At 53.8% G+C, this 15480-nt stretch carries 7 protein-coding genes and 2 pseudogenes; 3 read left to right on the forward strand and 6 right to left on the reverse strand.

Annotation, left to right across the window (positions count from 1 at the left end; all coding sequences use genetic code 11):
* Positions 1 to 220: 220 nt before the first annotated feature.
* Both Q1Y74_RS11095 and Q1Y74_RS11100 read right to left on the reverse strand, forming a co-directional pair.
* Positions 221 to 2312: pseudogene (locus Q1Y74_RS11095) on the reverse strand (AAA family ATPase).
* Between the two features lie 199 nt (positions 2313 to 2511).
* Positions 2512 to 3450: an AraC family transcriptional regulator gene (locus tag Q1Y74_RS11100; protein ID WP_300814397.1), complete on the reverse strand. Its 939-nt coding sequence runs from the start codon at positions 3448 to 3450 to the stop codon at positions 2512 to 2514.
* Between the two features lie 249 nt (positions 3451 to 3699).
* Here Q1Y74_RS11100 and Q1Y74_RS11105 point away from each other — a divergent pair, with 249 nt between their 5' ends.
* The 3 genes from Q1Y74_RS11105 to Q1Y74_RS11115 are packed head-to-tail and all read left to right on the forward strand — an operon-like array spanning position 3700 to position 9382.
* Entirely contained in the window at positions 3700 to 4824 is a 1125-nt protein-coding gene (locus Q1Y74_RS11105) for an efflux RND transporter periplasmic adaptor subunit (RefSeq protein ID WP_300814398.1), read from the forward strand.
* Between the two features lie 21 nt (positions 4825 to 4845).
* Positions 4846 to 7980 (forward strand): efflux RND transporter permease subunit, encoded by a 3135-nt coding sequence (locus tag Q1Y74_RS11110; RefSeq protein WP_300814399.1) that lies wholly within the window; start codon positions 4846 to 4848, stop codon positions 7978 to 7980.
* A 31-nt stretch (positions 7981 to 8011) separates the two neighbouring features.
* Complete coding sequence (locus tag Q1Y74_RS11115) at positions 8012 to 9382, forward strand: efflux transporter outer membrane subunit (RefSeq protein WP_300814400.1); 1371 nt, start codon at positions 8012 to 8014, stop codon at positions 9380 to 9382.
* Between the two features lie 689 nt (positions 9383 to 10071).
* Here Q1Y74_RS11115 and Q1Y74_RS11120 read toward each other — a convergent pair.
* The 4 genes and pseudogenes from Q1Y74_RS11120 to Q1Y74_RS11135 form a co-directional block, all read right to left on the reverse strand.
* Positions 10072 to 11319: a DUF1015 domain-containing protein gene (locus Q1Y74_RS11120; RefSeq protein ID WP_300814401.1), complete on the reverse strand. Its 1248-nt coding sequence runs from the start codon at positions 11317 to 11319 to the stop codon at positions 10072 to 10074.
* A 161-nt stretch (positions 11320 to 11480) separates the two neighbouring features.
* Positions 11481 to 12412 (reverse strand): annotated as a pseudogene (locus tag Q1Y74_RS11125) (NAD(P)-dependent oxidoreductase).
* A 125-nt stretch (positions 12413 to 12537) separates the two neighbouring features.
* Complete coding sequence (gene serC / locus Q1Y74_RS11130) at positions 12538 to 13605, reverse strand: 3-phosphoserine/phosphohydroxythreonine transaminase (RefSeq protein WP_300814402.1); 1068 nt, start codon at positions 13603 to 13605, stop codon at positions 12538 to 12540.
* 431 nt (positions 13606 to 14036) lie between these two features.
* Positions 14037 to 15362 carry a DEAD/DEAH box helicase gene (locus Q1Y74_RS11135; RefSeq protein ID WP_300814403.1) on the reverse strand — a complete coding sequence of 442 codons (1326 nt, stop codon included), beginning with the start codon at positions 15360 to 15362 and terminating at the stop codon, positions 14037 to 14039.
* Positions 15363 to 15480: the final 118 nt, after the last annotated feature.

Raw genomic sequence — 15480 nt, forward strand, 5'->3', positions numbered from 1 at the left:
TTTCCCTGAGTCTCTTTATCGTTGCTATCACTTTGCTCTGTCATCCTGAACGCAGTGAAGGATCTGTTATCACATAGCTTCCGAAAGAGATCCTTCACTACGTTCAGGATGACAGAATGATATCTATATTATTCTCTAAGACGGAAATGGCACTTTTTAAAGTGGACTCAGTACTTTATTACTTCAGAAACTTTAGAAAATTAAGTAAACCATAACAAATTCAGGCGTTTCTCTGACAGTAGTCATGCACCAGGGCCAACAGTTCTTCGCCATATTTCTCGACCCCTTTCTTGCCCAAATATGGAATGGTGAGAAGCAGGTCGGACGAATCGGGCAGCAGGTTGGTGATTCCCAGTAAGGCTTTCTGCTGAAGGACGGTGTAGGCAGGCAGTCCCAGTTCGGATCTCGAACAATTCGGGATGCAGAATGTCCTGCGGGACTTCGGCCTTCTTTTCTTTGGCAACTTTCTTCCGCCCGGTCTTGGGCTGTTCGGACAGTTCAATGGTAAGAAGGTTCTTGCGGGCCAGGTAGTCGGCCACGATGAAAGCATGTTCCTCCGCCCATGCCAGCAGCCCGTCTTTCATCCGAAGTTCCATCAGCAAATCGGTTGTGGCCGCTTCCGCCCGTTTCTTGATGACCTTGTTGTCGGTGGTCAGCGGATGGTCTTCAATCAAAGTCAGCAATACGGAGACCGGTTTGCGCAGATAGACGGCTGCCGCATGGAAACGTTGCTGCAAATAGTCGTCGCGGGTATAGTCGGCGCTGGCGGCAACCAGCCGACGACATTGCTCCACAAACTTGCGGCCCACCTCGTCCAACTCCTTGACCGGACCGCCGGCCTGAGCCTTCAACACGCCCAGCCACTGAGGATAGAGGCGGTACAGATGTTCGTCCACCAGACGGAGATAGACCTGGAAGAGACGCGACAGGCGGGTGAAGCCGAAAAGTCCGGCCACCTGGTCCTCAAAGTAAGCACGCCGGAGGGCGGAGATGCGGGAGGCGTCGGGAATCTGGTCGGGGATGTGACGGACGAACTCGGTCACCACCGCATCGGAAATGACCGACGAAGCCCCGACTGGAGCACTCAGCACCAATCCCTCCAGACTGCGGCAACGGCTGAGAGCCACGTAGGCCTGGCCGGGAGCAAAAGCCTGGCGGACATCGATGATGGCCTTGTCGAACGTCAGACCCTGGCTCTTGTGGATGGTGATGGCCCATGCCAGCCGGAGGGGATATTGCCTGAAAGTGCCCAGAACGGTCTCGGTGATTTCCTTCGTATCCGGGTCGAGCGAGTACTTGCAGTTGGCCCACTCCTCCCGCTCCAGGGCAACCGTCTGTCCTGTTTCGGCCTCCACCTCCACCACTCCGCCGGCCCGGAAGGCGGCCACCCGTCCCAACATGCCGTTGTAGTAGCGGTGCTGGCCGGAAATGTCATTCTTGACAAACATGACCTGCGCACCCGCCTTCAATTCCAGTTCTTCCTCGGTAGGATACATGTAAACGGGAAAGTCGCCCTCCATCTCGGCACGGAACACATGGCTTTCGCCGGGCAGTTGAGCCAGGCGGGCCGTGTTCAGGTCATTGGCTTTCTGATTATGAGTGGTGAGATGGATATATCCGCGGGGCTGGCCGGATGCCAGTTCCGGCAGGTAACGACGGTTGAGGCGCTCCAGCACCGATGCGTCCACCCGATTGTCGCGGATGCTGTTCAAGAGGTCCAGAAACTCCGCATTGCTCTGCCGATAGACCTTGAGCAGCTCCACCGTCACATAACCGGCAAGGGCAAGCGCGCGGCTGCCGAAGAAATAGAAGTGGTCGTAATAGGGCGACAGCAACTGCTGGTCCTGCTCCTTGACCACCGGCGAAAGCTGCTGCAAATCACCAATCATCAGCAACTGCACACCGCCGAAAGGCTTGTTATGGTCGCGGTAGCGGCGCAGCACATCGTCCACGGCATCGAGCAGGTCGGCACGTACCATACTGATTTCGTCAATCACCAGCAGGTCGATGCTGCGTATCAGGCTGACCTTCTCCTTGCCGAACCGATACTGATACCTGGCATCCCCGCCAAAGTGTGACTCGGGCACGAAGGGGGCAAAAGGCAACTGGAAGAAGGAGTGGATGGTGACACCGCCGGCGTTCATGGCCGCCACACCCGTCGGGGCCAGTACAACCATGCGCTTGGTGGAACGTTCGCGAAGGCTGCGCAGGAAAGTGGTCTTTCCGCTCCCGGCCTTGCCGGTCAGAAAGACATTGACGCCGGTATATTCCACCAGTTGCCAGGCCAATTCCAGTTCCGGATTCGATTCAATCTGCGCAGTTTCTGTCTGCGTGCCTCTCCCTGTATCCCATTTGTCTGTTCTCATAAAATAGCTTTCGTTTTTACTCCTTGACTTCTTGGAAGATAGAACACCGATTTTTTCTATTCCTACCCGAGTCGCTTTCTGCTCACAAATGTACGAAAAAAACAGATGAGTAAAAGAGCCTTTTCTATTTTCCACCCCATTCCATTTATAAGTCCTCTTCGGGCTCTTCCTTTTCCAGTCTGCGACGGAAAAGAACCGGAGAAACCCCGCAGCAACGTTTGAAGGACTTACCGAAAGAGGACTGGTCGCTGAAGCACAAGAGGTCGGACACGTTCTGCACGCTGTATTCGGGATTGCGCAAGGCGACCTGAGCTTCGGCCAACAACAAATCATCAATGATGTTTCGTGCCGTTTTCTCATAGCGCCTTTTCAGGGAGGCGTTCAACGCATTGGAGGAGACTCCCAACTGTTTACAGTACCACCCCACTTCGTGGTGTTCGCGGCAGTAGGTGTGGGCCAGATAAAGGAAACCGGAAACAATCTCTCCCCAATGGTAAGACATCTGCTCCATGTCCGACGAATTTTCCTGGCGGAAAATCATGTTCCACAATTCACACTGACAGGCGCGCAGAACGCTCTTCACCTGTTCGCGCCGGAAGATTCCATTCTCTCCTCCTGTGCCCATCAGGCCGAACAAGACGGCTGAAAGCTTCTGCATCCCGGCCATCTCGTCCTTATTCAACACCACAAAAGGACTTTTGGAAAAGGCCATCATTTTCTCTGAAATCTTGGAGCGCAAGTCGCCAATCACCTCCCAAAAGAAGATTCTTTTCACCACGAGCAGATAGCTTTCCAGATTTCCTTCCGCCACCACGTTTCCCCATTGATTGGAAGGCATAAAATCAATATAGGCTGGGGCAAAAAAGCCCAGACGGTCACCGTTGAGTGTCAGGTGCAGTTCCCCTCCGGTAACCAGCATGCTGACGTGATGGTCTTTATCAGGAACCTTTTGTCCCAGAGTCAGACATGACCCCGACAGCTTCACCATCATCACTTCGTCTTCACAAAAGGCCCATTCTATTTTTCCATTCCTTACCGTTTCCGCCCCTAACCAGTCGAGAGCATAGTCCTTCAAACTTGCCATATTCTGTTCTATTATTTGATGAGAAACACCTACTTTTCTCTCTCTTCTAACGCCTTCTTCAAGAATTCCTGCCTTTTGCCGATAAAATTAGAAGAAAACCATGACCTCCCGAAGCGTTTTTTTACTTATTAAAAATTATAAAGCAAAAAAGTAATAACATGCGAATCCGAACCAATTTGAAGTGAAACGAAACCAAAAGAAGCCCCGGCATTGCCGATAACTTTGCGACCAAAAATATTTAAGTTAAGAATGAAAAGAATGTTTGTACAGGCAAGCGTATGGAGCCTATGCCTCCTGCTTGCCACCGCTTGCAAGAATGCTCCGCAGAACACAAACGGAGGGAGCTACAAGACAATGGAAGTGACACGCGGAACACGCACCCTGAGCCAAACCTATACAGCCGTCGTCAACGGGCGGCAGAGTGTGGAGATACGACCGCAGGTGAGCGGCACCATCACTCAGGTATGTATCGGCGAAGGTGCCCAGGTGAAGAAAGGGCAGACGCTGGTCGTCATAGACCAGGTGCCCTACAAAGCCGCACTGGAAACGGCCGTCGCCAACGTACGTAATGCCGAAGCGTCCGTCGCCACGGCCCATCTGACTGCCGAAAGCAAGGAACAACTGTTCAACGAACACGTTGTGTCCGCCTTCGACCTGCAAACCGCCCGCAACAACCTGCTCCAGGCCGAAGCCGCCCTGGCACAGGCCAAAGCCGAGGAGGTGAACGCCCGCAACAACTTGTCGTACACCGAGGTGAAGAGTCCTGTAGACGGCGTGTCGGGCATGTTGCCCTACCGTGTCGGCGCACTGGTCGATGCCTCCATCTCCACGCCGCTCACCACCGTGTCCGACGACGAGGAGATGTACGTCTACTTTTCCATGACCGAAAGCCAGGTGCTGTCGCTGGTACGCCAATACAAGACACTGGACGAAGCCCTGAAGCAGATGCCTGAAGTGGAACTGAAGTTGAGCGACGGCCTGATGTATGCCCACAAGGGACGCATTGACGCCATCAGCGGAACCATCGACACCGGCACGGGAGCCGTCAGCCTGAGGGCCACCTTCCCCAATCCCGAACGTATGCTCCGCAACGGAGGAAGCGGCACGGTGGTCTTTCCTTATATAAAGGAGGACGTGCTCATCGTACCGCAGGAAGCCACCTACGAAATACAGGACAAGATATTTGTATATAAGGTTGTGGACGGCAAGGCCACTTCCACCCAAGTGACGGTATTCCCCGTGAACGACGGAAAGGAGTACATCGTGGAAGAAGGCCTGAAAGAAGGCGACACCATCATTGCCGAAGGCGCCGGACTGGTACAGGAAGGAACCGCAGTAAGTACACCGGCACCCGACATCACACCGGCCAACTAAACCAGAGAGGAGGATTATGTTATGAAACTCAGAACATTCATCGACCGCCCCATCCTGGCGTGCGTCATCTCGGTGCTGATACTGATGCTGGGACTCATCAGCCTGTTCAATCTGCCCATGGAACAATATCCCGACATCGCGCCGCCCACCGTCATGGTGTCCACCAGCTACACGGGTGCCAATGCCGAAACCGTACAGAAGAGCGTCATCGTCCCACTGGAGGAAGCCATCAACGGCGTGGAGAACATGACCTACATGACCTCTACCGCCACCAACAACGGTTCGGGCAGCATCACGGTATACTTCAAGCAGGGCACCGACCCCGACATGGCCACCATCAACACCAAGAACCGTGTGTCCGAAGCCGAAGGCCTGCTGCCTGCCGAGGTCACTAAAATCGGTGTCACGGTGGAGAAAAGGCAGAACAGCATGCTGAAAATCCTGGCCCTCTACAGCCCCGACGACAGCTACGACCAGACCTTCATCAACAACTATTTCAAAATCAACATTGAGCCGCGCCTGTCGCGTATCACCGGTGTGGGCAACGTCAACGTGATGGGTGGCGACTATGCCATGCGCATCTGGCTCAATCCGCAAATCATGGCCCAGTATTCGTTGGTGCCCAACGACGTCATCAGCGCCCTGGGCGACCAGAACGTGGAAGCCTCTACCGGAACCTTGGGTGAAGATTCGGAGAATACCTACCAATATACGCTGAAATACCGCGGCCGCTACGAGACGTCTGAGGAGTTCGGCAACATCGTCATCAAGTCGCTTGCCAACGGCGAAGTGCTCCGCCTGAAGGACATTGCCCGGGTGGAGCTGGGAGCACAGACCTATTCCTATAACAGTGAGATAAACGGCCATCCGGGTGCTACCTGCATGGTTTCACAAACCGCAGGCTCCAACGCCAATGAAATCATCACAGAGATAGACAAGCTGACCGCCGAAATCTCCAAAGACCTGCCCAAGGGACTGGTACTGACAGACCTGATGAGTACCAAGGACTTCCTGGACGCCTCCATCCACGAGGTGGTGAAGACACTGATTGAGGCCATCATCCTCGTTATCCTCGTTGTTTACGTATTCTTGCAGAGCGTACGCTCCACCATCATCCCCGCGGTGTCCATCATCGTGTCGCTGGTGGGTACATTCGCCTTCCTCTACATAGCGGGCTTCAGCCTCAACCTGCTGACGCTGTTCGCCCTTGTGCTGGTCATCGGTACGGTGGTGGACGATGCCATTGTGGTGGTCGAGGCGGTGCAGGCCAAGTTCGACGAAGGGGTCCGCTCGCCCTATAAAGCCACAACCGGAGCCATGGACGGCATCGCCGCCGCCATCGTCACCACGTCGCTGGTGTTCATGGCTGTGTTCATCCCTTCCTCGTTCATGGGCGGCACGAGCGGCATCTTCTATATGCAGTTCGGTCTGACCATGGCTGTGGCCGTAGGCATCTCGGCCATCAATGCCCTGACCCTGAGTCCTGCCCTGTGCGCGCTCATCATGACACCCCACATCGACGCAGCCACCGGTCAGAAGCTGAGCTTTTCGTCCCGCTTTCACAAGGCTTTCGAAGCCTCGTTCAACCGCCTTGTCCTTCGCTATAAAGGCGGAGTGAAGTGGTTCTTCCGCCGCAAATGGGTGGTTGGTACGGCTCTGGTAGCCAGCATCGCCCTGCTTGTGGTGCTGATGAGGACCACCAAGACCGGTCTGGTGCCCGACGAGGACATGGGCTCCATCTTCATGAACGTCACCACCCCTCCGGGCAGCAGCCTGTCGCAGACGGTCAAGGCCATGGCCGAGGTGGAGAAGTGCATCAAGGATATCCCGCAGATAGCCGGCTACTCCAACGTCAGCGGCTACAGCATGATGGGCGGACAAGCTCCTTCGGGCGGCATGCTCATCATCAGGCTGAAACCGTGGGACGAACGTACAGGAAACGAAGACCACATCAACGCCGTCATCAACGAGATATACCGCCGCACGGCCAACATCAAGTCGGCCAAGCTCTTCGTCTTTGCCCAGCCCACCATCATGGGCTACGGCATGGGCAGCGGCTTCGAGCTATACGTACAGGACCGTGCGGGAGGCGACATCAACACGTTGCAGAAATACACCACGGACTTCATCGCCGCCCTGAACCGGCGGCCCGAAATACAGATGGCCTATATCTCGTTCGACACGAAGTTCCCGCAATACACCGTCGAAGTGGACGCCGCCCGCTGCCAGCGTGCAGGCGTGACGACCACCGACGTGCTCAACGTCCTCTCGGGCTTCATCGGCGGTAACTATTCGTCCAACTTCAACCGCTTCTCCAAGCTCTACCGCGTCATGGTGCAGGCCGACCAGACCTATCGCCTGGACAAGGACGCGCTGAACAACATGTTCGTGCGCACCTCGTCGGGCGAGATGGCACCCATCGGCCAGTTCGTCACCCTGACCAAGGTGTATGGCACCGAGACGCTCACCCGCTTCAACCTCTACAGCTCCATCCAGGTGAACGGACTTCCGGCCGACGGATACAGCACGGGCGAAGCCATTGCGGCCATTGCCGAAGTGGCCAAACAGACACTGCCCGTGGGCTACGGCTACGAATTCGGCGGCATCACGCGTGAAGAGGCCGGAAGCTCCAGCAACACGGTCATCATCTTCGCCATCTGCATCGTCTTTGTCTACCTCATCCTCTGCGCCCTCTATGAAAGTCTCTTCGTGCCGCTGGCCGTCATGCTCAGTGTGCCGTTCGGACTGATGGGCAGCTTCCTCTTTGCCAAGATGTGGGGACTGGAGAACAACATCTACATGCAGACGGGTCTCATCATGCTGATTGGTCTGTTGGCCAAGACAGCCATCCTGCTGACGGAGTACGCCTCGGCCCGTCGCCGTCAGGGCATGAGCATTGCCCAGGCAGCCGTTTCGGCGGCCGGCGTCCGCCTGCGCCCCATCCTGATGACCGCCCTCACGATGATTATCGGCCTGTTCCCGCTGGTCGTTGCCTCGGGTGCCGGAGCAAACGGAAACATCTCGTTGGGTGTAGGTACGGTAGGCGGTATGCTGATAGGCACCCTGGCCCTGCTTTTCGTGGTGCCCACACTGTTCATCGTCTTCCAGACATTGCAGGAGCGGCTGATGCCTGCCCGCAAACACGAGGAGGATTGACATTAACAAAACCCTAACAGAAAGTAGAATTATGAAAAAGATATGGATAGCCGCCCTGTCCCTGCTGACAACCGGTTGCGGCATATACAACCAATACGAGCGGCCCGACCTGGGCCGGGCAGAGACAGACAGCCCCTACCGCCCCGAAGCCGCCCCCGACACCAGTTCGTCCATCGCCTCGCTCAGATGGGAAGAACTGTTCACCGACCCCTGCCTCCAGTCGCTCATACGCCGGGCACTGACCAGCAACACCGACCTGCAGACTGCTGCCCTGCGCGTCAAGGAGGCACAAACCACCCTGACGTCGTCCAAGCTGGCCTATCTGCCTTCCCTGCAACTCGACCCGCAAGGCGCTCTCTCCAGCTTCGACGGAAGCAAGGCGCAGAAAACCTATACGCTGGGTGGTTCCGCCTCGTGGGAGGTTGACCTGTTCGGACGGCTGACCAACGCCAAGCGCGGAGCCCGCGCCGCCCTGCTCGAAAGCGAAGCCTACCGGCAAGCCATGCAGACGCAGGTGATAGCCACCGTGGCCGACAGCTACTACACTCTGCTGATGCTCGACGAACAAGTGAAGGTCACTACACAGACTGCCGAGAGCTGGTGCGAGTACGTCAAGGCACTCCATGCCCTGATGAAGGCCGGCGAGGCCGACCGCGCCACCCTGAGCCAGGCCGAAGCCTCGCGCCTCAGCGCCGAATCGTCGCTCCTCTCACTCCAGAGGCAGGTGGCCGAACAGGAGAACGCCCTCTGCGCCTTCATCGGCGAAGTGCCCCGGCACATCGAACGCAGCGCGCAGGACAGACAGCAGTTCCCCGCCCACATGTCCGTAGGAGTGCCTGTCGAGCTCCTGTCCCGCCGCCCTGACGTACGGCAGGCTGAGGCCGCGCTGATGCAGGCCTTCTATGCCACCAACTCCGCCCGTTCGGCCTTCTACCCCGGCATCACGCTGAGCGGAAGCGCCGGGTGGACCAACAGCGGCGGAGCGGCCATCACCAATCCCGGCGCCTGGCTCCTGCAGGCCGTCGGCTCGCTGGTGCAGCCACTCTTCAACCGCGGACAGAACATCGCCAACCTGAAGATAGCCAAGGCGCAGCAGGAAGAAGCCCTGCTGGCCTTCAGGCAGTCGCTCCTCGACGCCGGACAGGAGGTGAACAACGCCCTCATCCAATGGAAGACGGCACGCGAACAAATCCGCCTGGACAAAGAACAGGTGAGGCACCTGGAAACCACCGTATCGGACACACGCCTGCTGATGGAGCACGGCACGGTGAACTACCTGCAAGTGCTCACCGCCCGCCAGTCGCTCCTCTCGGCCCGGCTGACCCTGGCATCCGACCGTTACAGCGAGATACAGGGAGTCATCAATCTCTACCATGCCCTGGGAGGAGGCACCGACCAATAAAAACGAACGAACACAATATCTCAATCTACTCTCTTCATGATTCTGGTCGGGTGGTTAAGGAGTGGGAAAGTTAAGGAGTGAAGCCGATACTTTAGGTAATGGTTAATGATGTAACTTCTTCTTCCTGCGTCTTAAACTCCCACAAGTTTGACTTCGTCGTTTTTTCAATTCGGCAATCCGGAACTTGAACCAATATTGTGAAGTCAAATTGAAGCCCGCACCATTCGTGACGAACCGTGCGGGCTTGTTTTCTGCAAAGACGCAAGTATCAGGTTTACAGCGAGAAAGCAGTTTATTTCCGTTTGCCGAAAATAAACTCCCGGTTTAGTCGCTTTAAACTCCCGGTTTAGTCGCTCTAAACTGACAGTTTAGTTGCTTTAAACTGACAGTTTAATCGCTATAAACTGACGGTTTAGTAGCTCTCATCTTCCCTGAAAATCAGCGTTTAGGCCGTGCAAGCATCCTCCGTGCTCCGTGTAAGCGTCCACCGCGAGCCAGGCAAGTGTCCTGCAAATGCCATGCAAGTGTCCACCGGGCAGGGGACAGGTATCCCGTCCGACAGCTGCATCATTCCGGCCTGTTTCCGCTAAATACAAAACAGACAAAAGGCACAAGGCCCGCGAACCCTCTTTCAGCAAAAGGGTTCGCACGGCTTGTGCCTTCTGTCTCTCAGGAAAACGTTGTCCGCCTTACTCCAGCTTATGGATGATGAGACCCGAGCGCAGTTTGGGCTCGAACCAGGTGGTCTTGGGAGGCATGATGTTGCCTGTGTCGGCAATGTCCATCAGCTGCTTCATGCTGACGGGATAGAGGGCCAGGGCCACCTTCATCTCGCCGCTGTCCACACGGCGCTTCAGTTCGCCCAATCCGCGGATGCCGCCCACGAAGTCAATGCGCTTGTCCGAACGGAGGTCCTTGATGCCGAGTATCTCGTCCAGAATAAGGTTGGAAGAGATGGTGACATCCAGCACGCCGATGGGGTCGTTGTCGTCATACGTACCGGGCTTGGCCGTCAGGCTGTACCATTTGCCTTCCAGGTAGAGGGAGAAGTTGTGCAGGGCTGCGGGCTTGTAAATCTCCGTGCCCTTTTCCTCGACGATGAAGTTCTTTCCCACCGCTTCCAGGAACTGTGCGGGCGTCAGGCCGTTGAGGTCTTTCACCACGCGGTTGTAGTCGATGATGGTCAGCTGGTTGGCGGGGAAGCAGACGGCCATAAAGTAGTTGTACTCCTCGTCGCCCCGATGGTTGGGGTTCTGCTTGGCCTTCTCGGCACCCACCAGTGCGGCGGCGGCACTGCGGTGGTGGCCGTCGGCAATGTAGAGCGCAGGCATTTTGGCAAACTCACGGGTGATGGCTTCGATGTCCTCGGGGCGGTCGATAATCCAGAACGTGTGTCCGAATCCGTCGCCGGGCGCAATGAAATCGTAGACAGGCGGCTGGGCGGTATAACGGGCAATGAGGGCGTCGAGCGTCTTGTTGTCGGGATAGGCGAAGAACACGGGTTCGATGTTGGCGTTGTTGACACGGACATGCTTCATGCGGTCTTCCTCCTTGTCGCGGCGGGTCAGCTCGTGCTTCTTGATGACACCGTTCATGTAGTCGGGCACGTAGGCACCTACCACCAGGCCATACTGCGTCTTGCCATTCATGGTCTGGGCATAGATGTAGTAATTCTCCTTCTCGTCCTGCACCAGCCAGCCCTTGTCCTGAAACATCTGGAAGTTTTCGGCGGCTTTCTGATAGACGCGCGGGTTGTGCTCGTCGGTGCCTACGGGGAAGTCTATCTCGGGCTTGATGATGTGATAGAGAGACATCTCATTGCCTTCGGCCTCGGCACGCGCCTCTTCGGAGTTCAACACGTCGTAAGGGCGGGAAGCTACTTTTTCCACCAGCTCTTTGGGGGGACGGAGTCCCTTGAATGGTTTGATTGTTGCCATGATAAGATTTCAGATTTTAGAGTTCAATTTAGAGTTCAGACAAAAATGGCACACAGATGACACTGATTTAACAGATACCCACATGTAAAATCCTTTTTTAATTGATAAAAATAATCTGTGTCAATCTGTCTCGTCTGTGTTATCTGTGTGCCAAAATCAGATTAGCGGTTGACGCGGAACTTCTCGCAACCGTCTTTCAGGAAGCCTACAATCTGCTTGGCGGCAGCAATACCTGCATTGATGTTGGCTTCGGCGGTCTGTGCACCCATCTTCTTGGGTGTAGAGAAATAGCGGCCTGCAAACTTGGCAGCAAACGTTTCGTGAGCAGCCGGCATGATGTCGGCATGATGTCGGTCATGTACTTCAGGTCGGTACGCTCTTCCATCAGCTGAATCAGTTCGGCTTCGTTGATAACCTCCTTACGGGCTGTGTTCACCAGCAGTCCGCCTTTCGGCATCTTGCCCACCAAAGCATGATTGATAGAGTTCTTTGTTTCGGCAGTAGCCGGGATATGCAAGGAAACGACGTCGCATGTAGCGTACAGTTCCTCAGCCGAGCCAACCGCTTTCACGCCATCATTTTCGATAACTTCTTTCGGGCAGAATGCGTCGTAAGCATAGATTTCCATACCGAATCCCTTGGCGATGCGTGCCACGTTGCGACCCACATTGCCATAGGCATGAATACCCAGCTTCTTACCTTTCAGCTCCGTACCTGACGTACCGTTGTACATATTGCGTACAGCCATCACCATCAGTCCGAAAGCCAGTTCGGCAACGGCATTCGAGTTCTGCCCCGGCGTATTCATCACGCATACGTTGTGAGCCGTAGCAGCTTCCAAGTCTACATTGTCGTAACCGGCACCGGCACGTACCACAATCTTCAGCTGCTTGGCAGCATCCAATACTTCTGCGTCAATGATATCGCTGCGGATAATGATAGCATCGGCATCCTTTACCGCATCCAGTAACTTGGCTTTCTCACCATATTTTTCCAACAGAGCCAATTCGTAGCCTGCTGCTTCTATTTCCTTACGAATACCGTCTACAGCCACTTTGGCAAACGGTTTGTCTGTTGCAACTAATACTTTCATAGCTTTATGATATTAGAAAAAGAATTCACCACAAAATACACCCGTCATCACAGCCATCATCCGAAAAGAGTATCTGTGGTAATCAGCGTGCAATCTGTGGTGAACTACAATTGATTTATTTCAGATTAATGAAGTTTCTCGAATTCCTGCATGCAGTCTATCAAAGCCTGTACGCTTTCTTTCGGCATGGCGTTGTAGCACGAAGCACGGAAACCGCCTACCGAACGGTGTCCCTTGATGCCTACCATTCCCTTTTCGGTAGCAAACTTCAGGAAGTCGGCCTCCAGTTCCTTGTATTCGGGAGCCATTACGAAACAGATGTTCATGCGCGAACGGTCTTCCTTGGCAGCTGTTCCCACAAACAGCTTGTTGCGGTCGATTTCAGCGTACAGCATGTCGGCTTTCTCAATGGCACGGCGTTCCATTTCCTTCACGCCGCCCTGAGCCTTGATCCAACGCAAGGTCAAGAGAGCCGCATAGATGGGAACGACGGGAGGCGTATTGAACATGGAGCCTCCGTCCACATGGGTCTGATAGTTCAGCATCGTGGGGATGTGGCGGGAAACCTTGCCCAGGGCATCGTTCTTCACAATGACAAACGTAACACCCGCGGGAGCCAGGTTCTTCTGTGCGCCGCCGTAGATACAGATATACTTGGAAACATCTACCGGACGGGAGAAAATGTCGGATGACATGTCGGCCACCATCGGCACGTCTACATCCAGGTCTTTCTTGAGTTCGGTGCCGAAGATGGTATTGTTGGTTGTCACGTGGAAGTAGTCCACATCGGCAGGAATGGTATAGTCTTTCGGAATGAAGGAGAAATTGGCGTCGGCCGAAGAAGCTACCTCAACCACCTCGCCGAAAGCCTTGGCTTCCTTCATGGCCTTCTTGGCCCATGTACCGGTATTCAGGTAAGCCGCTTTCTTCTCCAGGAAATTATAGGGTACCATGCAGAATTCCAGACTGGCACCTCCGCCCAAGAACAGCACCGAATATCCTTCGGGAATGTTGAGTAATTCCTTGAATAAGGCCACTGCTTCGTCCACAACGGGCTGGAAGTCCTTGGCGCGATGGCTGATTTCCATCAGAGAGAGACCGGAGCCATTGAAATCTAAAATAGCCTTCGCTGTATCCTCAATCACCTCACGCGGAAGGATGGAAGGTCCTGCATTGAAATTATGCTTTTTCATTTGAAGTTTGTTTTGGTTATACAATTTCGTTCACTAATTTGCCTTTCGACTTTGCGAAATTACGGAATTATTTCCTTAAAACAAACCTTTCCTTATAAAAATCCTCCCAATATCGGTATTTTCCTATCTTTTTATTGGTTTATACAAGATATATACACCATATTGTCATGTTTACCTTCCAATAAAGAAATAAAAAGACAGATTGAAAGTACAAACTTCTGAATAATTACTATCCGACAGGTATCAGACATAAAAAACGCATATTTATAAGAGCAGGACAAATGAACCCTGTTCCACAACATAGGAAGGTATGTTTCACAACATCATTTCTATCAAAAGGACATCTAAAACACGCCATAATCCAACATAAAACAGGTCATAAACTACCATTTTAACAGAAAAACATCTGTTTTCTGGCAAAAACACCTATTTTATTTAGCTTCTTCAATCAAGGTCTTGATGCCTTTTATCTTTTCACCTTGCACCAGAGTGAGCAATTGGCGCACTTTACTGCGACGAACGGCCACAAAGGCATAATGTTCCTTCACATCGACCTGACCCACGTCCTCGCGGGAAAGCCCACCTTTCTTATATAGAAAACCCACGATGTCCACCTTGTTGAGTTTGTCCTTCTTTCCTTTTCCTATATATAAAGTGGACCAAACCGATTTAGGAGGTTTGGGTGTCTGCTCCGGCATATCAAACCAAGGAGTATCTGCCGGAATATAATCAGGCAACTGTTCTCCGGCATGCAGCAACAGATAAGAAGACCCGCGTGCATCCCAACGGGCTGTACGCCCGTTACGATGGGTAAAAGCCTCTTCATTTACCGGCAAGTGATAGTGAACCACGTGGTCTATGCCGGGAATGTCCAGTCCGCGAGAAGCCAGATCGGTAGAAACCAGCACGGGACAACTTCCGTTGCGGAACTTGTAAAGCGCACGTTCGCGGTCGTCTTGCTCCATACCGCCATGAAAAGCTTCACAAGGAAACTTACGCGACCGCAAAAAGGAAACAACCCGCTCCACACTCTCCCGATAGTTGACGAACACCAAAGTTGAACGCCCCTCCAGCATACAGAGCAAACGGAAAAGGGTTTCCAACTTGTCCTTGTCAGGAGAAAGCACCCGTTGAAGTTTCAAGCGGACAGTATCTGTTTCAGGATTCAGGAAATTCAACTTCAGCAAACCTTCTGTCCCGTTGCCCACACCGGCGAACTGCGGTATCTCGGCTGCATCGGTAGCCGAAAGTAATACCCGTTTCCTCAAAGAAGGCAGTTGCCCGATAACCTCTGCCATTTCTTCCTGAAAGCCCAGCTCCAAGCATTTGTCGAACTCGTCTATCACCAGCAGCCTGACTGTACGAGCGTCAAAATTCTGTTTTCGCAGATGGTCATTCATACGTCCAGGTGTGCCGATAATGACATCAGGTTGCAAGCCTTTCATGGTGCGGTGTTCGTCCATGGCCGGACGACCGCCATAGCAACTCATGACTTTAAAAGGAGTATTCATAGTCTTAAACACGGTCTCTATCTGTAGAGCCAGTTCGCGTGAGGGCACCAACACCACCGCCTGCACCTGTCCGCAAGAGGGTCTCAACGCACGAACCAACGGCAGCAGAAAGGCCAATGTCTTCCCCGAGCCGGTGGGCGAAAGCAATACCATGTCGCCCCGTGAGCCAAACGCATCATACGCAGCCTCCTGCATGGGGGTCAGGTGTTCTATATTCAGATGAGACAGTATTTCTCGAATTTCCATATGTTATCAAATTAATATAATTTAACGTGAGTTCGATATAAAATTAAAAGATAGTAAGTTGCCCGTCATTGATAAACTTTACATCAATGGCGGGTTTCTTCTCAAAAAAGCAATATGC

The organism is uncultured Bacteroides sp. (genome assembly GCF_949298305.1).
Classification (GTDB): domain Bacteria; phylum Bacteroidota; class Bacteroidia; order Bacteroidales; family Bacteroidaceae; genus Bacteroides.